The sequence below is a fragment of the Acinetobacter lactucae genome (assembly GCF_013122135.1).
GTDB lineage: Bacteria > Pseudomonadota > Gammaproteobacteria > Pseudomonadales > Moraxellaceae > Acinetobacter > Acinetobacter lactucae.
This window is the reverse complement of record NZ_CP053391.1, coordinates 3073150-3097563: the sequence shown is the minus strand read 5'-3', so window position 1 is coordinate 3097563 and position 24414 is coordinate 3073150. Positions and strand designations below refer to the sequence as shown.

23 protein-coding genes, 2 tRNA genes and 1 other RNA gene are annotated in these 24414 nt (G+C 39.6%); 18 read left to right on the top strand and 8 right to left on the bottom strand.

Features of this window, described 5'->3' with window-relative positions:
* Positions 1-75: 75 nt before the first annotated feature.
* The gene (locus HLV59_RS14485) at positions 76-1239 is read right to left on the bottom strand and encodes an outer membrane protein assembly factor BamD (RefSeq protein WP_016144504.1); all 1164 of its coding nucleotides are present in this window, start codon (positions 1237-1239) and stop codon (positions 76-78) included.
* A gap of 71 nt (positions 1240-1310) precedes the next feature.
* Here HLV59_RS14485 and rluD point away from each other — a divergent pair, with 71 nt between their 5' ends.
* The 3 genes from rluD to HLV59_RS14470 all read left to right on the top strand — a co-directional run bounded on the left by rluD (position 1311) and on the right by HLV59_RS14470 (position 3852).
* Positions 1311-2363, top strand: coding sequence for a 23S rRNA pseudouridine(1911/1915/1917) synthase RluD (gene rluD, locus HLV59_RS14480; RefSeq protein WP_016144505.1), 1053 nt, complete (start codon positions 1311-1313; stop codon positions 2361-2363).
* A 10-nt stretch (positions 2364-2373) separates the two neighbouring features.
* Complete coding sequence (gene pgeF / locus HLV59_RS14475; RefSeq protein ID WP_163119913.1) at positions 2374-3111, top strand: peptidoglycan editing factor PgeF; 738 nt, start codon at positions 2374-2376, stop codon at positions 3109-3111.
* 189 nt (positions 3112-3300) lie between these two features.
* On the top strand, positions 3301-3852 hold the full coding sequence (locus HLV59_RS14470) for a flavodoxin family protein (protein WP_016142024.1): 552 nt from the start codon (positions 3301-3303) through the stop codon (positions 3850-3852).
* A 48-nt stretch (positions 3853-3900) separates the two neighbouring features.
* Here HLV59_RS14470 and smpB read toward each other — a convergent pair whose 3' ends face one another.
* Positions 3901-4377 (bottom strand): SsrA-binding protein SmpB, encoded by a 477-nt coding sequence (smpB, locus tag HLV59_RS14465; protein ID WP_002120348.1) that lies wholly within the window; start codon positions 4375-4377, stop codon positions 3901-3903.
* Positions 4378-4511: 134 nt separating this feature from the next.
* Here smpB and coaD point away from each other — a divergent pair, with 134 nt between their 5' ends.
* The 5 genes from coaD (at position 4512) to HLV59_RS14440 (ending at position 7124) form a co-directional block, all read left to right on the top strand.
* Positions 4512-5003 carry a pantetheine-phosphate adenylyltransferase gene (gene coaD, locus HLV59_RS14460; RefSeq protein ID WP_005070938.1) on the top strand — a complete coding sequence of 164 codons (492 nt, stop codon included), beginning with the start codon at positions 4512-4514 and terminating at the stop codon, positions 5001-5003.
* 1 nt (position 5004) lies between these two features.
* A complete protein-coding gene (locus HLV59_RS14455) occupies positions 5005-5268 on the top strand; it encodes a YfhL family 4Fe-4S dicluster ferredoxin (RefSeq protein ID WP_171430251.1) in 264 nt (87 codons plus the stop codon).
* 27 nt (positions 5269-5295) lie between these two features.
* Positions 5296-5651, top strand: an RNA gene (rnpB, locus tag HLV59_RS14450) — RNase P RNA component class A.
* A gap of 63 nt (positions 5652-5714) precedes the next feature.
* A tRNA-Met gene (locus HLV59_RS14445) sits at positions 5715-5791 on the top strand.
* A 148-nt stretch (positions 5792-5939) separates the two neighbouring features.
* Positions 5940-7124 (top strand): porin, encoded by a 1185-nt coding sequence (locus HLV59_RS14440; protein WP_171430250.1) that lies wholly within the window; start codon positions 5940-5942, stop codon positions 7122-7124.
* A 54-nt stretch (positions 7125-7178) separates the two neighbouring features.
* On the opposite strand, the gene HLV59_RS14435 is transcribed toward HLV59_RS14440, so the two are convergent.
* The gene (locus HLV59_RS14435) at positions 7179-8159 is read right to left on the bottom strand and encodes a LysR family transcriptional regulator (protein ID WP_009393747.1); all 981 of its coding nucleotides are present in this window, start codon (positions 8157-8159) and stop codon (positions 7179-7181) included.
* A 103-nt stretch (positions 8160-8262) separates the two neighbouring features.
* Here HLV59_RS14435 and HLV59_RS14430 point away from each other — a divergent pair, with 103 nt between their 5' ends.
* The 7 genes from HLV59_RS14430 to HLV59_RS14400 all read left to right on the top strand — a co-directional run bounded on the left by HLV59_RS14430 (position 8263) and on the right by HLV59_RS14400 (position 15944).
* A complete protein-coding gene (locus tag HLV59_RS14430) occupies positions 8263-9375 on the top strand; it encodes a tartrate dehydrogenase (protein ID WP_031947543.1) in 1113 nt (370 codons plus the stop codon).
* Between the two features lie 26 nt (positions 9376-9401).
* Positions 9402-11048, top strand: coding sequence for a BCCT family carnitine transporter (locus HLV59_RS14425; protein ID WP_057074931.1), 1647 nt, complete (start codon positions 9402-9404; stop codon positions 11046-11048).
* Positions 11049-11059: 11 nt separating this feature from the next.
* Positions 11060-12034 (top strand): alpha/beta hydrolase, encoded by a 975-nt coding sequence (locus tag HLV59_RS14420; protein WP_171430249.1) that lies wholly within the window; start codon positions 11060-11062, stop codon positions 12032-12034.
* Between the two features lie 42 nt (positions 12035-12076).
* Entirely contained in the window at positions 12077-13192 is a 1116-nt protein-coding gene (gene cntA / locus HLV59_RS14415; protein ID WP_171430248.1) for a carnitine monooxygenase subunit alpha, read from the top strand.
* A 63-nt stretch (positions 13193-13255) separates the two neighbouring features.
* Positions 13256-14707, top strand: a complete 1452-nt coding sequence (locus HLV59_RS14410; protein ID WP_171430247.1) for an NAD-dependent succinate-semialdehyde dehydrogenase — start codon at positions 13256-13258, stop codon at positions 14705-14707.
* Between the two features lie 47 nt (positions 14708-14754).
* Positions 14755-15711: a carnitine monooxygenase, reductase subunit CntB gene (cntB, locus tag HLV59_RS14405; protein WP_171430246.1), complete on the top strand. Its 957-nt coding sequence runs from the start codon at positions 14755-14757 to the stop codon at positions 15709-15711.
* A gap of 156 nt (positions 15712-15867) precedes the next feature.
* Positions 15868-15944 (top strand) — tRNA-Met (locus HLV59_RS14400).
* Positions 15945-15987: 43 nt separating this feature from the next.
* Here HLV59_RS14400 and HLV59_RS14395 read toward each other — a convergent pair.
* The 5 genes from HLV59_RS14395 to HLV59_RS14375 all read right to left on the bottom strand — a co-directional run bounded on the left by HLV59_RS14395 (position 15988) and on the right by HLV59_RS14375 (position 21443).
* Positions 15988-17016 carry a hypothetical protein gene (locus HLV59_RS14395; RefSeq protein ID WP_171430245.1) on the bottom strand — a complete coding sequence of 343 codons (1029 nt, stop codon included), beginning with the start codon at positions 17014-17016 and terminating at the stop codon, positions 15988-15990.
* Positions 17009-18634 carry an NAD+ synthase gene (locus HLV59_RS14390; RefSeq protein ID WP_171430244.1) on the bottom strand — a complete coding sequence of 542 codons (1626 nt, stop codon included), beginning with the start codon at positions 18632-18634 and terminating at the stop codon, positions 17009-17011. Before HLV59_RS14390 ends, HLV59_RS14395 begins: the two co-directional genes overlap by 8 nt.
* A 385-nt stretch (positions 18635-19019) precedes the next feature.
* On the bottom strand, positions 19020-19580 hold the full coding sequence (locus tag HLV59_RS14385; protein ID WP_171430243.1) for a hypothetical protein: 561 nt from the start codon (positions 19578-19580) through the stop codon (positions 19020-19022).
* A gap of 162 nt (positions 19581-19742) precedes the next feature.
* Positions 19743-20195: a protoporphyrinogen oxidase HemJ gene (hemJ, locus tag HLV59_RS14380; RefSeq protein WP_171430242.1), complete on the bottom strand. Its 453-nt coding sequence runs from the start codon at positions 20193-20195 to the stop codon at positions 19743-19745.
* Positions 20196-20213: 18 nt separating this feature from the next.
* A complete protein-coding gene (locus HLV59_RS14375; protein ID WP_171430241.1) occupies positions 20214-21443 on the bottom strand; it encodes a beta-ketoacyl synthase N-terminal-like domain-containing protein in 1230 nt (409 codons plus the stop codon).
* Positions 21444-21742: 299 nt separating this feature from the next.
* Between HLV59_RS14375 and HLV59_RS14370 the strand changes: the two genes are divergently transcribed.
* The 3 genes from HLV59_RS14370 (at position 21743) to rpsG (ending at position 24269) form a co-directional block, all read left to right on the top strand.
* Positions 21743-23062 carry an EcsC family protein gene (locus HLV59_RS14370; protein ID WP_031947553.1) on the top strand — a complete coding sequence of 440 codons (1320 nt, stop codon included), beginning with the start codon at positions 21743-21745 and terminating at the stop codon, positions 23060-23062.
* 201 nt (positions 23063-23263) lie between these two features.
* The gene (rpsL, locus tag HLV59_RS14365) at positions 23264-23638 is read left to right on the top strand and encodes a 30S ribosomal protein S12 (RefSeq protein ID WP_002050319.1); all 375 of its coding nucleotides are present in this window, start codon (positions 23264-23266) and stop codon (positions 23636-23638) included.
* Positions 23639-23798: 160 nt separating this feature from the next.
* On the top strand, positions 23799-24269 hold the full coding sequence (gene rpsG, locus HLV59_RS14360) for a 30S ribosomal protein S7 (protein WP_001138055.1): 471 nt from the start codon (positions 23799-23801) through the stop codon (positions 24267-24269).
* The last annotated feature ends 145 nt before the right edge of the window (positions 24270-24414 follow it).

The window sequence follows — 24414 nt, the reverse complement described above, 5'->3', positions numbered from 1 at the left end:
TTTTAATATTTTATGAAAACAAACAGGCAAGTGATATCACTTGCCTGTTTATTGATGTTTTTTTAAAGCTTAAACTTATTGAGCAGCGTTATCCGCGCCTTGTGTTGCCTCATCTGATTGAACATCAGTTGAAGCTTCAGTAGAGGTAACAGCCGGAGCAACAGTTGTATTTTCTGCTGCTTGTGGTTCAGGTTTGTCTAATAACCCGAAGCTTAAACGGTTTGTCCAGCTACGTTCAGACTTAGGCGCTTCAACAGGTGTTTGTTCTGGTGCTTCAGTTTCTTCTTTATCTGAATTGCCAATTAAACCAAAGCTAACACGATTGAGGAAACCACGTTTTGGAGCTTCTGCTTCAGTTGTGCTTTCTGGCGTTGCAGCTGTCGACTCACGACCGAAAATACCTAAAGTTGCACGGTTAATCCAGTTACCTTCTTTACGAGCAGCACGCATATTAACTGTGCCGTCTTTTTTCACAAGGCTTGGGTAATTAAGCTTTAAAACTTCAATATATTGTTGTGAAGTGGCTTTATCACCTAATTTGTCATAGCTATATGCCAAAGTCGCTAACGCTTCTGGAACTTGTGGCGTTTGTGGGTAATGTTCAATCACCCATTGCGAACGTTCAGCAGCTGCGATCCAAGCTTTACGTTTAACGTTGAAGCGAGCAGCAGTCATTTCATTTTCAGCAAGTTCTTGCCCAATGAATTTCATACGTTGAGCAGCATCAACAGAATATTGACTACTTGGGAAACGGCGAATTAAATCAACAAAGTTTTGATACGCAACTTTTAAATAACTCACATCACGATGAGATTGCTGTAAAGAGGTATAGCGCAACAAACTGTCGTAGTTTTGCTCCATATTGGCAACAGCACGAACATAATAAGCATAATCCACATTTGGATGTTGAGGATTTAAACGAATAAAACGTTCTGCTAAGGCAATCGCGCCTTCATAATCTTTTTGTTTAAATTTCGAATATAGAAGTTCAAGTTGTGCTTGTTGTGCGTATTGTCCAGTCGGATAATAAGTATCGATTGCCTCTAAAGACTTGGTCGCATCAAGATATTGACCACGGTCAAGCGACTTTTGGGCCTTTTCGAAGTAAGCTTGTTCACTAGATTGAGGGCCAGTATCGACCACTTCTTTTTTACTTGGATTGCTGCTACAGCCCACAAATGCAGACGCTACGCCTAAAGATAAGGCAAGCATCGTAATTTTATAACGTGGTAGCGACATAAAAACTCCTCTGTTATGTTGGGCAATGAGCTACAATTGCGCTATTAAACCACTTTTATCTCAATGATCAAATGACTTCAGCACAATCTTCAAACACAAACTTATCTGAAACCGACTTCAATTTACTTGAAGATTCTGAGGATGCAGATAACCATACTTCTGATACAACTGCAACACGTTTATCGTTGCAAGTTCAGCTAGATGAAACCTATCTGGGACAACGTATCGATCAGGTAGCGGCCTTGGTATGGAGCGAGTTTTCACGTGAAAAGCTCAAGCAATGGTTGAAAGATGGCCATCTGTTGGTGAATGGTAACATTGTCAAGCCTAAGCACCGTTGTGAAGGAACTGAGCTGCTTACGCTCGAAGTAGAGCTTGAAGCTCAGACAACGAGTCAACCTGAAAATATTCCACTCAATGTTGTCTATGAAGATGATGATATTTTAGTTATTAATAAGCCGGTAGGCATGGTGGTACATCCAGGAGCAGGCAATAGTTCCGGAACTTTGGTAAATGCCTTGCTTTATCATTTTCCAAAATTGGCAGAACTTTCGCGTGCTGGTTTGGTACACCGTATTGATAAAGATACCAGTGGCTTACTTGTTGTTGCTAAAACATTAGAGGCTCAATTTTCTTTAAGTAAACAGTTGGCGAATAAAACGGTCTACCGTGTATATGACTTGGTTGTTTATGGAAATATTATTGCTGGCGGTACGATTGATGAACCGATCAAACGTCATCCAGTTGACCGTGTGAAAATGGCGATTTTGCCGGGCGGGCGAGATGCGGTAACCCACTATAATGTGAAAGAACGCTTTAAAGATTTTACTCGTGTACAAGCGCGTCTTGAAACGGGTCGAACACATCAGATTCGTGTGCATTTTAGTTATATTGGTTACGGTTTGATTGGTGATCAGGTTTATATGAACCGTGTACGTGTGCCAGCTGGTGCATCTGAATTACTGATTGAAACTTTACGTGGTTTTAAACGTCAAGCATTGCACGCAGCTAAATTAGGCTTAAAACACCCTCGTACTGGTGAAGAAATGCTGTTTGAAGCGCCGTGGCCTGAAGACTTTACACATTTAGTGAATGTGTTGCGTTCAGAAAACGCTGCATATTAAGGACGTGTATATGGAATTTGTTCAAGGTTTACCTCAAGGCGTATTTGTAGGGCAGACACGTATTCAGCATCCTTTGGCATTGCCAACAGATCAAGTTGAGTTATCTGGCTTTAATTTGGCTTTACATGTCAAAGATGAGGCACAACGTGTTCAACAGCATCGAATGATATTGTTAGATGAGTTTGCGAAATTCGGTGTTAAAAAAATGACATGGATGACTCAAACGCACAGTACGATTTGCCATACTGTAAATGAACAAATTCCTTTTAAAGCCTTAATTGGTGATGGTTTAGTTACTCAAACGAAAGGTCATGCTTTAATGATGATGACGGCTGATTGCTTACCTGTCGTGTTGGGAAATATCGAAGGCAGTGAAGTTGCTAATTTGCATGCGGGTTGGCGTGGTTTGGCTGGTGGCATTATTGAAAATACAGTGGCGGCTATGCAAAATCCTCCAACTTGGGCATGGTTAGGAGCTGCAATTAGTCAACCTTGTTTTGAAATTGGAGCTGAAGTAAAAACTGCTTTTTGTGACAAGTATCCAGAGTTGGAAACAGCTTTTGTTGAGGGGGCGGGTCCCAATAAATTTCATGCAGATTTATATGCGATTGCACGCTTTATTTTGCAACGTTTAGGTGTGCAACAAGTCTTAGGTGGAGATCAATGCTCTTATCAACAGAGTAATGAATATTTTTCTTATCGTCGTGATGCGAAGACAGGACGTATGGCTACGTTTGTTTTTATGTAAGTTTTGATCACCGCCTTAAATGACTCTCTTATTTTATATTTATTAAAAATAGGAGAGTTTTTTATTTAATTTGAAAATATTTCTATAGTATGCGGTAGTGAAAGCCTTATATTTCATATTTATAGATGAAGGTTTAGCAAGCGTTAATAAAATGATAAAATAGAAAAAATCGCTCAAAATTTTAAACTTATGTCTTTGCCTGAAAAACACCTCTCTATTGTCTACCACAGTCCATATGGTCATACCGCGAAGGTAGCTGCTGCAATTGCTGCGGGTGCAGAGGTGATGGGGGTAAAAGTACATCTAATGAATATTGAACATATTGATTGGGATGCGCTTGATGCATCGCATGGTATTATTTTTGGTTCGCCTACTTATATGGGAAGTATGACGGCCGACTTTAAAAAGTTTATGGATAGTACTTCTAAACGTTGGAAAGAGCGTTTATGGCAAGGGAAGCTTGCAGCTGGATTTGCAAACTCAGGTGGTCTAAGCGGCGATAAACTAGCTGTATTACAACAATTAAATATTTTTGCAATGCAACATGGCATGCTTTGGTCTGGTTTACCTTTAATGACGACAGGTCATGGTGAAAAAGATTTAAACCGATTATCGAGTTGTTTAGGTCTAATGACACAGTCAGATAATGCGCCTGTTGAAATTACTCCACCACAAGGCGATTTAGATACTGCAAAATGGTTTGGCGAGTATATTGCGGGTCTTTTATACAGATTAAATTAATAAACTTCACAATGTAAAAAAGCCTCTAAAAAGAGGCTTTTTATTTAATTACTTATGAAATATACGAGCTTTATCACGCTGCCAATCGCGATCTTTTTCAGTCGCACGTTTGTCATGAAGCTGTTTACCTTTCACAAGGGCAATTTCAAGTTTAACCAAGTGACCTTTCCAGTAACATGCCAAAGGAACACATGAGTAACCTTTTTGGTTAACTGAACCTGTTAACTTTTCTAGTTCTCGGCGTGATAATAATAATTTACGTGTACGTGTAGCTTCAGGTACTACATGAGTAGATGCAGAAAGGAGCGGTTGAATTTGTGCACCAAATAAAAACGCTTCACCATTCTTAAAAATGACATAACTTTCTGTCAAACTCATGCGACCAGCACGTAAAGACTTTACTTCCCAGCCGAGTAAAGACATACCAGCTTCAAATTTTTCTTCGATAAAATAATCGTGGCGGGCACGTTTGTTTTGTGCGATGGTTCCGCCATTATGTTTCTTTACTACTGTTGCTTTCGCCATAATTCAAACTTCCACAATTGCCCCTATTGTGCCGTAAACTGATGCTAAGGTGAAGTTTTTCCTGCACATCAATATTTCGCCTCATGTATAACTTTTGCTAAAATAGGTTCACAATACAATTAGAGTACTAGCGGATGTCTAAAACGCGTGTAATTTATCCTGGAACATTTGACCCCATCACGAATGGACACGTTGATTTAGTTACTAGAGCATCAAGAATGTTTGATGAGGTTGTAGTAGCAATTGCAATTGGACATCATAAAAACCCTTTGTTCAGTTTAGAAGAGAGAGTTGAACTGGCCCAAACCTCATTAAGCCATTTATCAAATGTGGAATTTGTTGGTTTTGATGGTTTGCTCGTTAACTTTTTCAAAGAGCAAAAGGCAACAGCAGTACTTCGTGGTTTAAGAGCAGTTTCTGATTTTGAATATGAATTTCAACTTGCCAATATGAACCGTCAACTTGACCCACATTTTGAAGCAGTGTTTTTAACACCATCTGAGCAGTATTCATTTATTTCTTCGACATTGATTCGAGAAATTGCTCGTTTAAAAGGGGATGTAACCAAGTTTGTTCCGCAAGCTGTGGTTGAGGCCTTTGAACGTAAACATCAACAAGGTTGGTAACGTGTCGCTATATATTACCGATGAATGCATAAACTGTGATGTTTGTGAACCAGTTTGCCCAAACGAAGCTATTTTCATGGGTGAAGTGATTTATGAAATTAATCCTGATTTATGCACTGAATGCGTTGGTCATCATGACCAACCGCAATGTCAGTTATTTTGTCCTGTAGACTGTATTCCTAAAGATCCACAGCATGTGGAAACGGAAGAGCAGCTATTCGACAAATATAAAAAATTAATTGCTCAAAAAAGCACAAGCAATTAGTCAATAAATTTGTTAATATGCGCCCCTGAGGTGAGCTGGATGGTCGCTGCTGTGGAGGTCTTCGTGACTGAAGCAGGGGAGGAAAGTCCGGGCTTCATAGGGCAGGGTGCCAGGTAACGCCTGGGCGGTGAAAGCCGACGGAAAGTGCAGCAGAGAGTAGACCGCCTCATTCGTGAGGTAAGGGTGAAAGGGTGCGGTAAGAGCGCACCGCGTGTCTGGTAACAGTTCACGGCATGGTAAACCCCACCAGAAGCAAGACCAAATAGGAATCCTGAGGTACGGCCCGTACTGGATTCGGGTAGGTCGCTTGAGCGTATGAGTGATTGTACGCCTAGAGGAATGACCATCCTCGACAGAACCCGGCTTATAGGCTCACTTCACCTAATTTATTTAAAATTTTTCTTGACGTGCGTTAAAGAAGTTAAGATAATGCGCGCACAGTTTTCGGCTATGTAGCTCAGTTGGTTAGAGCACCGCACTCATAATGCGGGGGTCACAAGTTCAAGTCTCGTCATAGCCACCATTTTATAGACCACGCTCCTGCGTGGTCTTTTTTTATGTTCATTTTTTGATTAAACACAGTTTGTAAAGACCGACTTTATAGTTATGGCATTGTTTGTCTAGATCAATTTCTTCATGTTCTTATGACACTTAACAAGGATGTTGAAGACATGAAAAGGTCATTATTATTTTTAGGAATTTTAAGTTTAACTGCGGGAGTAGAAGTCTCTGCGGCCGATTTAAGTTGGGGAGATCCAACTTTAGATTCAGGTCAGTTTAAAGTTTCTGGCGCCGTGCGTTCCCGCTATTTGCATAAAGATTATGTAGTTGATGCAAATGAAGGTTCTCAAAATGATGACTGGCGGCTAACCGATATTAAATTAGTGTTAGGTTATGAGAATCCAAATTGGATTGCAGGTGCAGATGCCCGTTGTTATCAATATGATCGCTTATGTGATGCGATTTTCCTAAAAAAAGCATGGGTGGGTTATAAGTTAACTGACCAGCAGAGAATGACAGTAGGTTTACAACCCGTTGATTTTGGCTTTGGCGAATTTTGGGGGAGTAGTTACTACGAAACGCTTTTAAATACAGTCGGTTTAGAAGACATCGATAATCTGGGGATCAAATATAAATTTGTAGATAATCAATATAATTTAACTTTAGGTTTCTATCCAACTGATGGTGGAAATTATAAAGGAACTTCAAAAGACTCAAGCCGTTATAGTGGTAATTTTGTTGAAGCTGATGATTTAACCAACGGTACTAATATTGAAGAAAAGAATATGTGGATTGCTCGAGCATCTAGAAAATTTGAGCTTGATAAGGCACAAAATTTTTCGACCGAGTTAGGTAGTTCAGTTTGGTACTCTGATTTAGAAAATAAAAGAACTGATGAAGATGGTCATCGTAAGTCATGGAACGTTTTTGCTCAAACGCAATATCAAGCATGGCAATGGATGTTCTTAGCTGGGAAGCAAGATGTCACCAATGGCGATAATTTATTTCCAAATAGCTCAACCATTGGAGCTTTTGATTATCCATATCAAGTTGCCAATAAAGGTAAATATTTGGTCAATGAAATTAACTATACCTTTGCTCAGCCATTTCACAAACTTGAAAATATTAAACCTTATATCTCTCATAGCCGCTTCTTTAAAGATGAGGATGGCTATAAAGACTCTGAACGCTTAATTGCAGGGGTTTATTTTAATTACAAAGCCATTGGTATTCAGGGTGAATATATTATGAGTAAAAATGATCCAATGGTTGGCGGTGGGGCTGATGGCCTTGCACAAGGTAGCAGTAATGATTGGGATAAATTATTTTATCTTTCAATTGGGTACTATTTTTAAAATTTGAAAGCAATTTATTGCCCTAAGTGAATAGACCTCACTTAGGGCTTTTTTTCATAGAAAGACTTTTTCAGGCGGTGGTTCTCGTTTAACTGCTGGAGAAATGAGTTGCCCTCGGTTTAGGTTTTGAACATGCTGTAAACGATTGAGTAGCTCGTTTTGAATAAACAAAATACAAGTCTGTAATTTAGATGAGCTTTTAAGCCGTGATGGATAAACCGCCCAAATATCTGCATCTTGCCAGTACTCAGGTAAAATGTGTTGGAGTTGACCGGTAATTAATTCATCTGCAACATCCCAAATTGACCGGAAAATAATACCGTGACCTTCTATGGCAAGCTGATGAATAATCTCACCATTATTTGAAACAAAACGTGGTTTGATATGTACCGAGACATCTTCAGAAGCATGCCTAAATTTCCAGAGTACCGAGGATTGATCGCGTTCACTAATTGTTAAACAGTCATGTGATTGTAAATCTTCAATGCTGTCTGGTACGCCATGTTTAAGTAAATAGCTTGGCGCTGCACACAAAATTCGAAAATTAGAAGCTAACTTCTTCGCAATCATGTTTGGCGCAATTTCATTACCAATTCTAATGTCCAAATCGATACTGTGTTGAATCAGGTCTTTAGTATTGTCGATGGTGTCAAAATGAATTTGGAGCTTTGGATAAAGCATCATTAATTTAGACAGAATTGGTGCGATATGTTTTCTGCCAAAACCAAAGCTACTAATAATATCCATACGACCTGTAGGTGTACTGAGTGGGTTATTGACCAGTTCACAGACTTCATCAAATTCTTCAAGAATATTTGAAACTCTCTCAAGGATGAGTTTGCCATCTTCCGTTAAGCTGACATGACGCGTGCTGCGATGAAAGAGTTTGCAGCTTAACGTGTTTTCTAAAATATTAATTCGCTTGCTAATAAAAGCTGGCGATGTCCCAAGTTCCTCAGCAGATTCGACAAAACTTTTTAGTTTGGCGACTGTGCAAAAAACCTTTAAATCCGATAGGTTAGGTAGATTATTCACGATCCGTGTCCATTGGAGTGATAGTTCTGTTGTTGATCATTTTTGCTTAAAACATCATGTTTAAGCCATACAAGGATATTAGTCGAAGGTGTGAAGGAAGCTTATGGCAAAAAGATATAAAGTTGCCACGATTGCAGGCGATGGCATTGGTTTAGAAGTTCTACCAGAAGGCATTAAGGTTGTAAAGGCAGCAGCAGAAAAGCATGGTATTGAGCTTCAGCTAGATGCTTTCGATTGGGCAAGCTGCGATTACTACCTTGAGCACGGCAAAATGATGCCAGATGACTGGTTCGAAACTTTACAGGGCTACGATGCGATTTATTTTGGCGCTGTAGGCTGGCCGGATAAAGTGCCGGACCATATTTCGCTTTGGGGTTCGCTGCTCCAGTTCCGTCGTGGTTTTGACCAATATGTGAATTTACGTCCAGTGCGCCTAATGCCGGGTGTGAAATGTCCATTGGTAGGTAAAAAACCGGGCGATATCGATTTTTACGTGGTTCGTGAAAATAGTGAAGGTGAATACTCGGCCATTGGTGGTAAAGCTTTTGAAGGAACAGACCGAGAATTTGTTTTACAAGAAGCAGTATTTACACGTCATGGCGTAGACCGAATTTTGCGTTATGCATTTGAGTTTGCAAATCAGCGCGATGCGAAAAAAATTACAGCAGCGACTAAGTCCAATGGTATTGCAGTTAGTATGCCGTACTGGGATGAACGTGTTGATGCGATGGCAAAACAATATCCACAAATTCAGGCTGATAAACAGCATGTTGATATTTTAGCAGCTCGTTTTGTTTTACAACCTGAACGCTTTGATGTGGTTGTTGCATCGAATTTATTTGGTGACATTCTTTCCGATTTAGGTCCTGCATGTACAGGAACCATTGGTTTAGCGGCTTCGGCAAATTTAAACCCAGAAAGAAAATTTCCATCATTGTTTGAACCTGTACATGGTTCAGCACCAGATATTTACGGTAAACAAATTGCCAACCCAATTGCTGCGATTTGGTCGGGTGCCATGATGTTCGAGTTCTTTGGCGACGATGATGAACGCTGCATTCAAGCAGGTCAGGACATTATGCAGGCGATTGAGAATGTATTAATTAATGGGCCAAAAACAGCCGATATCGGTGGTCAGGCAAAAACTTATGAGGTAGGAGATGCAATTGCATCGTGTGTAGCCCAAACTAAAATGGACGTATTCGCTATGGAATAACGCCATCCAAAAATGGATGTAGGGATATGGATAATCAAAACACAAAAATTTATACGGATAAAGTTCTTGCCGTAACCAGCTTACTGTTTGTATTTATTTCAGTTGCTGGTTTGGCGATTTATTCGCAAGAGTCGATCAAGATTGCTGCAACATGGATGCAGTGGACGACGTCGGTATTTACAACCCCAGTATTACTGTTTGCTTTTTTAGCTATTATTTTTACTTTTGGTCTGGCCTTTAGTAAATACGGCAAAATCAAACTCGGTGAAGGAAAGCCTCAATACACCACAATGTCATGGATTTTTATGTTCATTTTGTCAGGCATTGGGTCTTCTACATTGTACTGGGGCTTTTTGGACTGGGCTTATTATTATCAAACTCCGGGTTTGAGCTTACCGCCTGAGTCAGCAGAAGCATTGAAATATAGCGTGGCTTACTCGTTCTTTCACTCAGGTTTAAGTGCATGGGCAATTTATGCTTTGGCATCAATTTCTTTGTGCTACAGCTACCATGTGAGAAAAAACAAAGGGTTGAGTTTGGCTTCTGTGATTGAGGCTGTAACAGGCTTTAAATCAACCGGTGTGGTTGGACGTTTAGTTGACCTTATGTTCTTGCTTTGCATGTTTGGTGCATTGACGATTTCATTAGTACTCACCGCCGTGACATTTACCAATATTTTGTCTCAGCTTACAGGTATTCCAAATACCTTTATGACCAAAGTAATCATTATTTTGGCAGTATCGGTTCTGTTTGCTCTCAGTTCGTATGTAGGTATGGATAAGGGTATGCAGCGTTTAAGTCACATGGTGTGCTTGGGTGTAGTGTTATTTGCGATTTATGTACTTTGCTTTGGTCCGACTCAATTCATTTTGAATAATTCATTAATGAGTTTTGGGTTAATGGCAACCAACTTTGTCGACATGAGCTTGTTTACCGACCCAATGGGCGATGGCAAGTTTACTCGTGAATGGACTGTTTTCTACTGGTTATGGTGGATTTCATACGCACCGGGTGTGGCGCTGTTTGTAACACGTGTTTCTAAAGGCCGTACCATTAAAGAAGTGATCTTTGCCATGGTAATTGGTGGCAGTGTTGGTCTCTGGTTCATCTTTGGTGTGTTTGAAAACTACAGTGTTTATAGCTTTATTCATGGAGCTGTAAATGTACCGCAAATCTTAAGCCAACAGGGTGGTGAGGTTGCAATTGGACAATTGCTCAGCCTATTACCTGCTGGAAAGCTGATGATGTGGATTTTCCTCGGCATTATGGTGGTGTTCTTGGCAGCACATATGGATGCGGTCGGGTATGCGGTTTCAGCAACATGTACACGTGGTTTAAGTGAAGGACAAGATCCATCGCCAAATGCCCGTCTGTTCTGGTGTGTCATGCTGACTTTGGTTCCGATTGCCATGATCTTTAGTAAGGCACCTTTAGACACCATGAAAACGGCAACTATTGTGACGGCTTTACCGTTCATCGTGATTATTCTGATTCAAACCTATGGCTTAGTGAAATGGCTGATTCAGGATTATGCCAAAGTCCCATCGCATTTAATTGAGCAACAAGGTTATGATGATGCGGAAATTGGTTTAAACCAGTCTCAAGATGAACATGCAAAACGGATGCAGCTTGAGCTTGCAAGCTCAATCAAACTGGATAGAAAAACCAGCTAGAGGGAACGGTAATGACTACATGTGAACAGACCACGTATGTTTTAAGTGAAGAAATGCAAAGCCTAGTGTACTGGAGCAGCATTTATTCACCAGCAGATGCGGATATTGACTCAATTCGTGCAGCATATGACGCGATGTGCCGACACTACACTTTGCCTCGTGATGGCAAGATCGAAGTTGAAGACCGTGTTGTTGCAAATGCAGAGCATCCGGTACCTGTTCGCATCTATTCACCAAAAACTAAACGACCTGAAGCTGGTTGGCCGTGTGTGTTGTATTTACATGGTGGTGGTTGGATGGTCGGTGGACTCGATTCACATGAGTTTATTACCAGTTATTTATGTCAGGACTTAAATGCAGTTGTCATTGGTGTGGATTACCGCATGGCACCAGAGCATCGCTTTCCAGCAGCTTTTGAAGACTGTTTAGTAGTCTATCAATGGCTTAAACAACATAGTTCTGACTGGCAGATTGATAGCGAAAATATCGTTCTAGCAGGCGATAGCGCAGGCGGTAACTTAGCAGCAGCCCTTGCAGTGCATCTACAGCATAGTGGTTTGCAAGCTCAAGGTCTGGCTTTGGTTTATCCGTGTTTAACTACAGCACTTGATACACCAGCCGCACAAAAGCATGCCCATGCGCCGTTATTAACAACCGAAGATATGCATTTTTATTTAAAGGAATATGCACCTAACTCACAAGATTGGCAGGATTTACGTCTAGCGCCTTTATTGGCAACGGACTTTTCAGATATGCCTGCCAGTTTTGTAGCCGTTGCAGAATATGACCCTTTAAGTGATGACGGTTATTTCCTTACCCAAAAATTGGAACAAGCAGGTATCCCTAACGAGTTCCATTTAGGCAAAGGTTTATTACATGGCAGTTTACGTCTCATGCGTGATTGCCCTGAAGTTCAACAGTTATATCAAAACATGCTGAGTGCAATACGCCGCATGTTTGGCAGTGTTGAAAAGACATCAATTTAATATCGAGTCATTTGGACGAAAAGAATTTAATGGAGTAATAACATGAGTGCAGTTGAAAAATTACCTGAAGATTTTTGTGCAAACCCAGATGTTGCATGGACTTTTCCTAAAGTTTTCTATACTTCATCGCAAGTTTTTGAGCATGAGAAAGAAGCAATCTTTGCTAAAAGCTGGATTTGTGTTGCACATGGCAGTGAATTGGCACAACCGAATGACTATATTACCCGTAAAGTAATTGGTGAAAATATTGTCATCATTCGTGATAAAGATAGTGTTTTACGTGCGTTTTATAATGTGTGTCCGCACCGTGGTCATGAGCTTTTAAGTGGCAGTGGTAAAGCAAAAAATGTAATTACTTGCCCATACCATGCTTGGACTTTCAAGCTAGACGGTAGCTTGGCTTTGGCACGTAACTGTGACCATGTTGAATCTTTTGACAAAGAAAACTCAAGCATGGTTCCTTTAAAGGTTGAGGAATATGCAGGATTTGTTTTCATTAATATGGATGAAAATGCGACTTGTGTAGAAGACCAGCTTCCGGAATTTGCTGAGCGTTTAAATCAAGCATGTAGCGTAATTAAAGATTTGAAACTGGCGGCACGTTTTGTGACAGAAACTCCAGCAAACTGGAAAGTGATTGTTGATAACTATCTAGAGTGTTACCACTGTGGACCAGCGCATCCTGGCTTTGCCGACTCGGTACAAGTTGATAAATATTGGCACACAACACATCAAAACTGGACATTGCAATATGGCTTTGCACGCTCATCTGAGAAGTCATTTAAGCTTGATCCATCGGTAACTGATCCTGAGTTTCATGGTTTCTGGACTTGGCCTTGCACAATGTTCAACGTACCACCGGGCAGCAACTTCATGACTGTGATCTATGAATTCCCAGTTGATGCAGAAACGACTTTGCAGCATTACGATATTTACTTCACGAACGAAGAACTTACTCAAGATCAGAAAGATTTGATTGAGTGGTATCGTAATGTATTCCGTCCTGAAGATTTGAACTTGGTCGAAAGCGTACAGCGTGGTTTGAAATCACGTGGTTATCGCGGTCAAGGCCGTATCATGACTGATAAACAACGCTCTGGTATCAGTGAACATGGTATTGCTTACTTCCAACATTTAGTGGCGCAGCATCACAAATAAAATAAATGGATTTATTCAGGTGTAAAGATGACTTGCACCTGATTCTTCAGTTAGGAAGATGATATGTCGAGTTTACAAAGTACTGAATTATTTCAGCAACAAGCCTATATTAACGGGCAATGGTTAGCTGCACAGTCAAATGCAACGGTTCCAGTGACTAACCCAGCAACAGGCGAAGAAATTGGCACAATTCCAAATATGGGAGCGGCTGAGGCTACTCAAGCAGTTGAGGCTGCTTATACTGCTTTGCAAAGTTGGAAGGCTTTAACTGCCCAAAATCGTGCAGATATTTTATTAGCTTGGTACAAACTGGTTCTCGATCATACCGATGAACTTGCTTTAATCATGACCATTGAGCAAGGAAAACCTTTGGCAGAAGCGAAAGGCGAGGTGCGTTATGCAGCATCATTTATTCAATGGTTTGCCGAAGAAGGCAAACGTATTTATGGCGATGTGATTCCAACGGTCAATAATCAGCAGCGTTTTATTATTAGTAAAGAACCTGTGGGTGTCGTGGCTGCTATTACGCCGTGGAATTTCCCAATCGCCATGATTACCCGTAAAGCAGCTCCCGCTTTAGCAGCAGGATGTACGGTTGTCATTAAGCCAGCAAATGAAACACCTTACTGCGCGTTAGCGATTGCGAAACTTGCAGAAAAAGCAGGTATTCCGGCTGGTGTGCTTAATGTTGTGACCGGTAAATCTCAAGAAATTGGCTCTGTATTTACTTCACATGAAAAAGTGAAAAAATTGACCTTCACTGGCTCAACACCAGTGGGTCGTTTATTGATGCAGCAGTGTTCAAGTACTATTAAAAAGTTGGCACTTGAGTTAGGCGGTAACGCTCCTCTGATTGTGTTTGATGATGCCGATTTAGATAAAGCTGTACAAGGTGCGATTTTTGCCAAGTTCCGTAATGCAGGCCAGACCTGTGTTTGTGCTAACCGCATTTATGTACATGACAATATTTATCAAGTTTTTGCTGAGAAGTTTGTACAAGAAGTACAAAAGTTTAAAGTCGGTAATGGACTTGAAAATGGCGTGCAAATTGGCCCATTAATTAATGAAAAAGCAGTGTTAAAAGCACAGCAATTGATTGATGACGCGGTAAGTAAAGGCGCTAAGGTAGCTTGTGGCGGCAAACAGCATGCTTTAGGGCAAACGTTTTATGAACCATCAGTTTTAACGAATGTTGACCGTACAATGGAAATTGTCCAAGAAGAAATTTTTGGTCCAGTTGCACCACTCATTCGTTTTACAGATGAGGCTGATGTTGTTGCTCAAGCAAATGACACCATCTTTGGTTTGGCCGCTTATGTTTATAGCGAAAATATTTCACGTTTATGGCGAGTGTCAGAACAGCTTGAATATGGAATGGTCGGTATGAATGCCACAGCAATTTCAAATGAAGTTGTACCCTTTGGCGGTGTGAAACAATCAGGTGTTGGGCGTGAAGGTTCAAAGTACGGTCTTGAAGAGTTCATGATCATTAAATATATGTGTTTAGGGCTTTAAGGATAAGCCCTAACAACAAGAATATGCGGTAAAAGAAGGATTCTAATATGGCTAGTCATTATGAAATGTTCCCGGCGGTTGTTACTCATGTGGAGCAGCTAACCCCTTTAATCAAACGGTTTACGTTCAAACGTCAAGATGGGCAGAACTTTCCTCGATTTAGTGGGGGAAGCCATATTATTGTCAAAATGAATGAACAGCTTTCAAATGCCTATTCATTGATGAGCTGTACACAAGACCTATCGACGTACCAAGTCTGCGTTCGTAAAGATGTGGAAGGTAAGGGTGGTTCAGTGTTTATGCATGATCAGTGTAATGAGGGCTGTGAAATTCAGATTTCAGAACCAAAAAATTTATTTCCATTAGCCGAAACAGGCAATAAACATATTTTAATTGCAGGTGGAATTGGCATTACACCATTCTTGCCGCAAATGGATGAACTTGCGGCACGCGGTGTTGATTTTGAGCTACATTATGCTTATCGCTCGCCTGAACATGCGGCTTTGTTAGATGAGCTAAAGCAGAAACATGCCGAGCATGTATTTAGTTATGTTGACTCAGAAGGCTGTACATTGAATTTGGATGAATTGATTTCATCGCAACCTAAAGGCACACATGTCTATGTATGTGGGCCGAAACCCATGATTGATGCTGTGATTGATTGCTGTAATAAGCATCGTTACCGCGATGAATATATCCACTGGGAGCAATTTGCTTCAACAGTTCCTGAGGATGGTGAAGCATTTACGGTAGTACTTGCTAAGTCTAATCAAGAAATTGAAGTACAAAGTAATCAGACAATTTTACAAGCCATCGAAACATTAAATATTGATGTGGAATGCTTATGTCGTGAAGGAGTGTGCGGCACATGTGAAACTGCTATTTTAGAAGGTGAAGCTGAGCACTTCGATCAATACTTAAGTGATGCAGAAAAGGCTTCACAGAAGAGCATGATGATTTGTGTATCGAGAGCTAAAGGTAAAAAATTAGTATTAGATCTTTAATATATTTCTTTGGCCGATCAATTGTTTAAAGTAAAAATTGCTAAAAAAAGAACAAATAATGATGATCTGAATCTTATTTGTTCAATTGATGGGCATTAAGGGTTTTTACCTATTGACCTGCTATACAGAACTATAGATAATGCGCACACAGTTTACGGCTATGTAGCTCAGTTGGTTAGAGCACCGCACTCATAATGCGGGGGTCACAAGTTCAAGTCTCGTCATAGCCACCATTTTAAAAACCACGCTCCTGCGTGGTTTCTTTTTATCTATTTTTTACTCATTAAAATGTTTTTCAATCATATCGAGTGTTTTGGGACTTTGATAAAAAGGAGCTAAAAGCGCTTGAAGTAATGGTTCTAAAATACCGTGCTCATTAAAGGCATCCATCACCTTCGGATAAAAACGTAAAGCCTCTGTTTGTAAGTCGCTTTCGGTTAACCCAATCTCACTTAATACTTCAAATAAACTCTGATCTTTATAAAAATCATAAAAAACTTCTACGCCATACAAAATCAGATCTTGCATAAATTCTGATTGGCGTAATTCTTTCCAATATTCATAAATTAAAACAAAGAACTCTTCTACATCGAGAGGAGTGAGCTGTTTCATAAACTCATACATTTTTTTATGTCTAATATCTTCCCAAACATGGCGCACTAGACTTTCTAAATCTTCGCTCGATAAAAGACTTAATTCTGTAAGTTGCTCATGAATAAAGCCGGCAATCCAAGTTTCAAGTTTATGCTCAAGGCGCTGTTGTTGTAAAAATGAGAATTTTTTGAGCTTATGTTGCCATTCAAAATGGTAGTCATCCACTCTAGGTGCTGTTAGAAATTTAGGTAATTTTTGTTCTAAGGTTGAAGTTGCAATGTATTGGCAAAGTTGTTGTACAGAAGAGCTGGTTCTTAAAAACTGATTGAGATAATGAGGAATATGTTCCATTTCCAAAAATTTGGATAACCACATTTCAAACTGGTGGTCAGAGACTAAATCTTGTAACTGAATTGGAGACTTCATGGCGGATAGATAGATACGCTGCGCAATTTCCCCAATAAACTCAAGTAAACCGGCCCCTAGCTGCATTTCAAAAGCATAGCGTTTCACAACGGCTTGTAATTGCTCTAAATCAACAACTTCATGTAGCTTGATTTCATCAGCATGTTGCATAAACAGTTGTATGAACTGCTGGAAATAAATAGGTGAGTTTTCTATAGATAATTGTTTTTTAAAAAATTCCACCTGCTCAAGCAAAAGTGCTTGAGCAAGTGCGGTAGTTTTTGATGAGTTTTTCTGCTCAGTCATTCGCTGTCCAACCGTTGACAATCGGATAACGTCGTTCGCGACTAAATGCACGAGAAGTAATTCTCGGGCCAATCGCACCTTGACGACGTTTGTACTCATTACGATCAACTAAACGGATGACTTTTTCAACAACTTCTTTATCAAAACCTTTGGCAATAATGTCGGCCTGACCTAAATCTTCTTCAATGTATGCATACAGGATGGCATCCAATACATCATATGCTGGTAAAGAGTCTTGGTCTTTTTGATCTGGACGAAGTTCTGCAGAAGGTGGGCGAGTAATCACACGCTCAGGAATAACCGGAGTTTCACTTAAGCTATTACGGTATTTTGCTAATTCAAACACGATAGTTTTATAAACATCTTTTAGAACCGCAAAGCCACCAACCATATCGCCATAAAGCGTACAGTAGCCAACTGAAAGTTCAGATTTATTTCCTGTAGCAAGGACTAAATTACCGAACTTGTTTGATAAGCCCATAAGCAATGTGCCACGAGCACGCGCTTGTAAATTTTCTTCCGTTGCGTCAGCTGGTGAATTACCAAAGAAAGGATACAAAGTTTGCATGAAGCTATTTACGATTGAGTGAATTTCAGCAATACCGAAAGTTACACCCATACGGCGAGCTTGTTCAGCCGCATCTTCTACACTAATTTGAGAAGTGTAGGTATAAGGCATCATTACAGCTTGTACTTTTTCTGCTCCGATTGCATCAACAGCAATCGCAAGTGTAAGGGCAGAGTCGATACCACCAGAAAGACCCAAAATCACACCAGGGAATCCTGAGCGCTCTACATAGTCACGAGTTGCCATGACTAAACCTTGATAGATCTCAGCAAAGGTTTCTAATGCAGGAGCAGACTCAGTGTCTTTAAATAACTTTGTATCACGGTCAAATTCAGCAATATAAATGTCTTCTTTAAAGCTCGGTGCTTGTAAAGCAATTTCACCATTTTGATTGCTGACAAAACTTGTGCCATCAAAAATTAAATCGTCTTGTCCACCCACTTGGTTAACGTAAACAATATTTAGATGAAGTTGTTTTGCAAGTTCACTCAAGGTCTGTATACGGTGTTGTGGTTTACCGACTTCATATGGTGATGAGTTGAGTACAAGAGCAGTATCAACATTTAATTGGCTCAACTGTTTGACTGTATTAATTGACCAGATATCTTCACAGATTAATACACCAAATTTATGTCCAAGATATTCAAACACCAAATGCTGATGGCCTTTTTGGAAATAACGTTTTTCATCAAAGACGCCATAGTTTGGTAAATTATGTTTATTAAAAACACCCAAAACTTGACCGTCCTTCATGACAGCAGCAGAATTATAACGTTGACCATCTTCTGTCTGGTTTACAAATCCGAAAACCATAACAATGTCTTTAACTTCGGCAAGTTGTGCAAAGGCCTTTTGCATACGTTTATTTAAATTTGGACGTAACAATAGATCTTCAGCTGGATAACCAATAACAGAAAGCTCGGGAAAAATAATCAGGTCAGCGTCTTGTTTTTTCGCCTGATTTACTTGCTCAATCATCTTTTGGGTGTTTGAGTCAATATTGCCAATATGCGGAGAAAACTGAGCAAGGGCAACTTTAAAACTTTTCATTCAAACCTAATCCTAGATCATAACGAATATAGATACACACAGTGTTGATTTTTATGGATATAATTTTTCAACGATGTGTATGATACGATAGTAAACAATTAAAATAGTAAACAAAAATGTCAAGATCAATAATATATACCAATCCCATATTTTCTGCGTAAAAATAACGAGATTTTCTGTATAGAATAGAAACAGGCTTCATTATTTTTATTGTTTGTATACTGCCTTATCACAAGCTAATTTGGAATAAGTCTGTTCTATTTTTTTCAATAATTTGAATTGAGTAAGCCTACTTTTATAGTTTAGATAAGTATTTCTGATTTATAAGAATTCTCATTTACATTACGCAAAAAATGTTACGTTCAAAGCGAGATTGATTATTTAGTTACAAATGAAGTTGAGGTGAACAGATAATATTCGGGATTTTTCCTGAGCAAATGTCGCGCGCAATTTCGCCTTGCTGTTCAATATTATACGTACTAAATGCCTTGTTAGGGTGGTAGGTATATTTGTAGGGATTGTAACTTTTAAAGCTGAGGTAATAGGCTGATTGTAATAAAGCACCTTTAAGTAGTACATGAATGCCTTTTTGATATTGCATGACGTGTGTGAGTTCGTGAATAAAAATACCCTGCATAAACTTAGATTCTAAAGCGTAATTTTCGCTGTAATCAGCAGGATTGACATAAATATTCCCATTTGGGGCCATGAAAATACCGCAAGTCTGCCAAGGGAGGTAGCGCGTAGCAATAATTTTAGGCCGTTCACAATCAAGCATGTCGCCGAAAACCATTTGTGCCAATAATTTTTCTTGAGTAGTCAAATGTCTAATCGGGTAATTTTTTAAGTGACGGAAAATAAAAAGTGTAAGAAGAATAAATGGTGTATGGATTAAGCTTTTAAGGGCATTATCAGTTAGCATAGCTTTGCCATTAAATGAGTTCATCTATTTCTTTAGCATAGTATAGATCATGGGTTGCTAAATAAAGAGCTATGACTATTCATTAGTTTTATAGTTCTGTTTTGAGAAATATAATTGTTTGAATAGATTGTGCATTTTATTATGATGAATAAAAGACTTCTTAGAGAATAAAAGCAAAAGCCCCAGTTAGAACTGAGGCTTTACAACAACTAAAATCACAACAGCAAATAAAATTAAGGTTGGCATTTCATTAAAGAATCGCCAGAACTTATGTGATTTATAGTGAGCATTTCCGATGAGCTTTTTACGATAATAGCCACATAGCAAATGATAAATCACTAATAAAGCCACTAATCCAACTTTGAGGTAAAACCATGTTGCATCATGATAATGTCGAGTTGCATCACCCCACTCGACAAGAAAGTGGGCGGTAATTAATGTAGCAATCATCGAAGGCCACATAATTCCGCGGTACAACTTGCGTTCCATTACCTCAAAGCGTTGATGACTTGCAGCATCTTCACTCATAGCATGATAAACATATAGACGTGGTAAGTAGAACAAAGCAGCGAACCAGCAAACCACGGCAATAATATGTAATGCTTTTACCCACAAAAAAGCATCAGAAGGTGCATCCATCGATAATCCTAGGTGGGATTATGCATCCCACTTCTTGAAAATAAGGCAAGCGTTAACGCCGCCAAAGCCAAAACTGTTACTCATTACAGTATTCAATTTTGCATCACGTTTTTCAAGTACGATATCAAAAGGTTTTGCGCCTTCATCAAGTTCAGTTACGTTGATGTTTGGTGCAATAAAGTCATTTTGCATCATTAGTACAGAGTAAATAGCTTCTTGTACACCAGCGGCACCCAAGCTATGGCCTGTCATCGATTTGGTCGAGCTAAGAGGAGGTACTTTACCTTCACCAAATGCACGCTCCATTGCTTTAAGTTCTGTAATATCACCAGCTGGAGTAGAAGTACCATGTGTATTTACATAGTCAATTTTTTCTACGCCATGTTGCTTAGCTTCTTCAAGTGCCATTAATACACAACGTGTAGCACCTTCACCACTTGGAGCAACCATATCTGCGCCATCACTGTTCGCAGCATAACCTACTACTTCAGCTAAAATGTTCGCACCACGTGCTTGAGCATGCTCAAGTGATTCAAGTACTACGAAACCACCACCGCCAGCAATAACGAAGCCGTCACGGTCTGCTGAATATGGGCGAGAAGCTGTTTCTGGAGAGTCGTTATATTTCGAGCAAAGTGCGCCCATTGCATCAAACAATAAACTTTGAGACCAGTGATCTTCTTCACCGCCACCAGCAAGCATAAGGTCTTGTTTGCCAAGTTGAATCAAATTGTAGGCATAACCAATTGCATCTGCAGAAGTTGCGCAAGCACTAGTAATAGTATGAGAAATACCTTGTAGTTTAAATGCAACACCGACGTTCGCAGTAATAGTGTTTGACATGTTACGTGGCACGAAGAATGGGCCTACTTTACGTGCGCCTTTAGTTTCTAATAATTCTGTCATTTCAACAACAGAAGCAGTTGAGCCACCACCTGAACCACCTGCAATACCATAACGTGGGTTACCACTAAGTTGCTCAGGAGTAAGTCCTGCATGTTTAACTGCAGCTACAGCAGCGTTGTAGGCATACATCGCACATACGCCCATAAAGCGTTTTAATTTACGATCAATATTATCAAATTCTTGGTCTGCAGCAGCGCTAACATGACTTTTAAAATTGAGTTCAGCATAAGTTGGGTTAAAACGTGTCCCGGAGATTCCATTTTGAAGTGAGTGAGTAACTGCTTCTAAAGAGTTACCGATACATGAGTTAATACCCATACCAGTGATTACAACACGTTTCATCTACAGGTCCCTTTATGGTGATATTAAGAGTCTATCGTGTTCAACAGCTATGAAAATGAATAGGAGAATATAGCTGTAAGAAAACGAGACTCATGTTTTTCGTTGTTAACATGATAGCAGAAAGGTTTTTTATTTCTTATGGCAAATCTTTATGACAATTTTACATTTAAAAAAAATAACCAAATACATAGTATGTTGCATTTAGGGTTAACTAAAATACACACATTCAAGTTGAGATAAATCCACATTCCACCTAGTATTTATCTCTAATTAGATAAATTAAAAAATCGAGGTACTTGATGACAAAATTTAATAATAATCAATCTGACAATTTGTTTTCTCAGGTCTTCGGAGTGGCTAAAAAGCTCAGTTCTACAGGATTGAGTATCTTACAACAGAACCAATCAGGTGACGTCAGTAAGGTAATTGAACCAATCCCAACTGGAAAAACTGTTGAAGGTAGATCGAGAACAAAAAGCCCATTTGAAGTTGAGCAATATGAAAGTCCTCAACAAATGCTAAGAGAACATTTACCAAAAGTCACACGTCAGGTGTTTGGACGACATTTTAAAAAAGTAAATGGTGTTGCAACATTTCTTTCACCGGATTGGGATGAAAAAATCTCAGGTTATTTATTTGATTGGCTAAATGACTTTAGTTCGAAAAGTACCTTAACTGAAAAAATCTTAGAAGAAGCTGGTGCTAAAGATTTATTTGAATTAACTAAAGATACGGGTCGTTCTCAACGACTAAGTCAGGCACTTATCGAACAAAACAAACTCATTGCGACTGTACAAGGTGCAATTACAGGCATTTCTGGCGTAGTGGGTGCAGCAGTAGATATTCCAGTTTCATTAGTTTTAGTTTTAAGAACTATTTACCAGACAGGAAGATCACATGGCTTCGATCTTTTAGAAGCTACTGACCAAGATGTTGTCGAGTTTATTTTTAAAGAAGTTGATATTAGTCTGATTGCAGAGAAGCAAACCCTCTTGTTGGCTTTAAAAACATTACGAAATATGTTGGAAACCCAAGATATTCATCAATTTCAACAAGTATTGGGGTCAACCACTGATGTAGACACTTTGAAAAAATGGCTAACAGATGAAGATGGTGAGTTTAAATGGGAATGGTTAAACCGTATTCCTAAACTGTCTGCTTTTGGTAAGTTTACGCCAGTTGCGGGAGCTGTTTTAAGCGCGGTATACAGCTGGAAATTACAAGAAGATGTAGGCCATAAAGCTCAAGCAATTTTTGGAGCTGCAAGACATTATTTAAATGAGCATCCAAGTGAGCATTTATCTCCGCTACAAGCCTATTATGCTGCAGTTACACTCATCCAAAAAGCGAGCCCAAGACTTTTAAATATAGGTGAAGATGGCAATATTCAGGCTGCTCATCATCATAAAGTAGAAAATCATGAGGTGATTTCAAAAGTTTCTATTGTGTTAAAGCCTACTGACGGCCAAAAGAGTGAAGAAAAAATTCAGGAAAATGTTCATCAGGGCCTTGAAAAACTTGCTGACAAGCATGTAGCAGAGCATGAGCATACTGAGCAAAAGCCAGCTTTAACCCCAGAAGATGACGACGAGATATTGGAGGATAAAAAATACTCTTAACAATACGCTTACAATGATGAGGTTTAAAAAGTGGAACTAACCTCCATTTAAATTTGTAAATCGTCCTGTCAAACATTGATATGGTCAACATTTGGTAATGTATTGCCGTGTTGACCATTTTTGCATCTTGGCTTACAATTATGTGCCCTTAAAAAGAGGTATTTTCTTTTTAAGGTTTTTTAATAACGGGAGAATTGCCATATGGCAACAACGAATCAGTTGATCCGTAAGGGTCGTACGACTTTGGTTGAAAAATCCAAAGTTCCTGCGTTGAAGGCTTGTCCACAACGTCGTGGTGTTTGTACACGTGTTTATACAACTACACCTAAAAAACCTAACTCAGCTATGCGTAAGGTTTGCCGTGTTCGCTTAACTTCAGGTTTTGAAGTATCTAGCTACATCGGTGGTGAAGGCCATAACTTACAAGAGCACAGTGTTGTTCTTATCCGTGGTGGTCGTGTTAAAGACTTACCGGGTGTACGTTACCATACCGTTCGTGGTTCATTAGACTGTGCTGGTGTTAAAGATCGTAATCAATCACGTTCTAAATACGGTACTAAGCGTCCTAAGAAGTAATTCTAGGAAACTAGTCGAATAAGCCCTTTAGCGTTTCGCTTGTTTGAATTCTTCATAGATTTGTAATTCAAGCGACGTATAGTAAGGCCAGCGTCGTGTACATGACACTTGTACAAACTGCTGGATCATCCTGAAGTGTCATATTATTAGGTGTATTAAAATGCCAAGACGTCGCGTAGTCGCTGCTCGTGAGATCCTTCCAGATCCAAAATTTAGCAGCCAAACAATCGCTAAATTCATGAACCACGTAATGCAAGATGGTAAAAAATCTATTGCAGAAAGTATCGTTTACGGTGCTTTAGAACGCGTTCAAGAAAAAAACAAAGTAGACCCAGTTGAATTTTTCGAGACTACTCTTGAAAAAGTTCGTCCTATGGTTGAAGTAAAAGCACGCCGTGTTGGTGGTGCTACTTATCAAGTACCTATGGAAGTACGCCCATCCCGTCGTACTGCCTTAGCTATGCGTTGGTTAGTAGATGCTGCTGCTAAGCGTTCTGAAAAAACGATGGCTTTACGTCTTGCTGGTGAGTTGCTTGATGCAGCTGAAGGTAAAGGTGCAGCAATCAAAAAACGTGAAGATGTGCACCGTATGGCTGAAGCTAACAAAGCCTTCTCTCACTACCGTTTCTAAGCGGATAAAACAGGCCTTATTCAGGAGAATATTCATGCGTACAGCAGCTCGATTCAACATTGCTCTCTATCAAAGTGGGGGCTTTGCAGGTATTTAAGTTGCCTGTTTGGATATTCGCGCGCATCAATTTAATTGGTGCGTCCTG

What these genes read in the sequence shown, in the direction of transcription:
- HLV59_RS14485 (WP_016144504.1), bottom strand. Translation starts at nt 1,239, where the DNA reads ATGTCGCTACCACGTTATAAAATTACGATGCTTGCCTTATCTTTAGGC.
- rluD (WP_016144505.1), top strand. Translation starts at nt 1,311, where the DNA reads ATGACTTCAGCACAATCTTCAAACACAAACTTATCTGAAACCGACTTC.
- pgeF (WP_163119913.1), top strand. Translation starts at nt 2,374, where the DNA reads ATGGAATTTGTTCAAGGTTTACCTCAAGGCGTATTTGTAGGGCAGACA.
- HLV59_RS14470 (WP_016142024.1), top strand. Translation starts at nt 3,301, where the DNA reads ATGTCTTTGCCTGAAAAACACCTCTCTATTGTCTACCACAGTCCATAT.
- smpB (WP_002120348.1), bottom strand. Translation starts at nt 4,377, where the DNA reads ATGGCGAAAGCAACAGTAGTAAAGAAACATAATGGCGGAACCATCGCA.
- coaD (WP_005070938.1), top strand. Translation starts at nt 4,512, where the DNA reads ATGTCTAAAACGCGTGTAATTTATCCTGGAACATTTGACCCCATCACG.
- HLV59_RS14440 (WP_171430250.1), top strand. Translation starts at nt 5,940, where the DNA reads ATGAAAAGGTCATTATTATTTTTAGGAATTTTAAGTTTAACTGCGGGA.
- HLV59_RS14430 (WP_031947543.1), top strand. Translation starts at nt 8,263, where the DNA reads ATGGCAAAAAGATATAAAGTTGCCACGATTGCAGGCGATGGCATTGGT.
- HLV59_RS14425 (WP_057074931.1), top strand. Translation starts at nt 9,402, where the DNA reads ATGGATAATCAAAACACAAAAATTTATACGGATAAAGTTCTTGCCGTA.
- HLV59_RS14420 (WP_171430249.1), top strand. Translation starts at nt 11,060, where the DNA reads ATGACTACATGTGAACAGACCACGTATGTTTTAAGTGAAGAAATGCAA.
- cntA (WP_171430248.1), top strand. Translation starts at nt 12,077, where the DNA reads ATGAGTGCAGTTGAAAAATTACCTGAAGATTTTTGTGCAAACCCAGAT.
- HLV59_RS14410 (WP_171430247.1), top strand. Translation starts at nt 13,256, where the DNA reads ATGTCGAGTTTACAAAGTACTGAATTATTTCAGCAACAAGCCTATATT.
- cntB (WP_171430246.1), top strand. Translation starts at nt 14,755, where the DNA reads ATGGCTAGTCATTATGAAATGTTCCCGGCGGTTGTTACTCATGTGGAG.
- HLV59_RS14395 (WP_171430245.1), bottom strand. Translation starts at nt 17,016, where the DNA reads ATGACTGAGCAGAAAAACTCATCAAAAACTACCGCACTTGCTCAAGCA.
- HLV59_RS14390 (WP_171430244.1), bottom strand. Translation starts at nt 18,634, where the DNA reads ATGAAAAGTTTTAAAGTTGCCCTTGCTCAGTTTTCTCCGCATATTGGC.
- HLV59_RS14385 (WP_171430243.1), bottom strand. Translation starts at nt 19,580, where the DNA reads ATGAACTCATTTAATGGCAAAGCTATGCTAACTGATAATGCCCTTAAA.
- hemJ (WP_171430242.1), bottom strand. Translation starts at nt 20,195, where the DNA reads ATGGATGCACCTTCTGATGCTTTTTTGTGGGTAAAAGCATTACATATT.
- HLV59_RS14375 (WP_171430241.1), bottom strand. Translation starts at nt 21,443, where the DNA reads ATGAAACGTGTTGTAATCACTGGTATGGGTATTAACTCATGTATCGGT.
- HLV59_RS14370 (WP_031947553.1), top strand. Translation starts at nt 21,743, where the DNA reads ATGACAAAATTTAATAATAATCAATCTGACAATTTGTTTTCTCAGGTC.
- rpsL (WP_002050319.1), top strand. Translation starts at nt 23,264, where the DNA reads ATGGCAACAACGAATCAGTTGATCCGTAAGGGTCGTACGACTTTGGTT.
- rpsG (WP_001138055.1), top strand. Translation starts at nt 23,799, where the DNA reads ATGCCAAGACGTCGCGTAGTCGCTGCTCGTGAGATCCTTCCAGATCCA.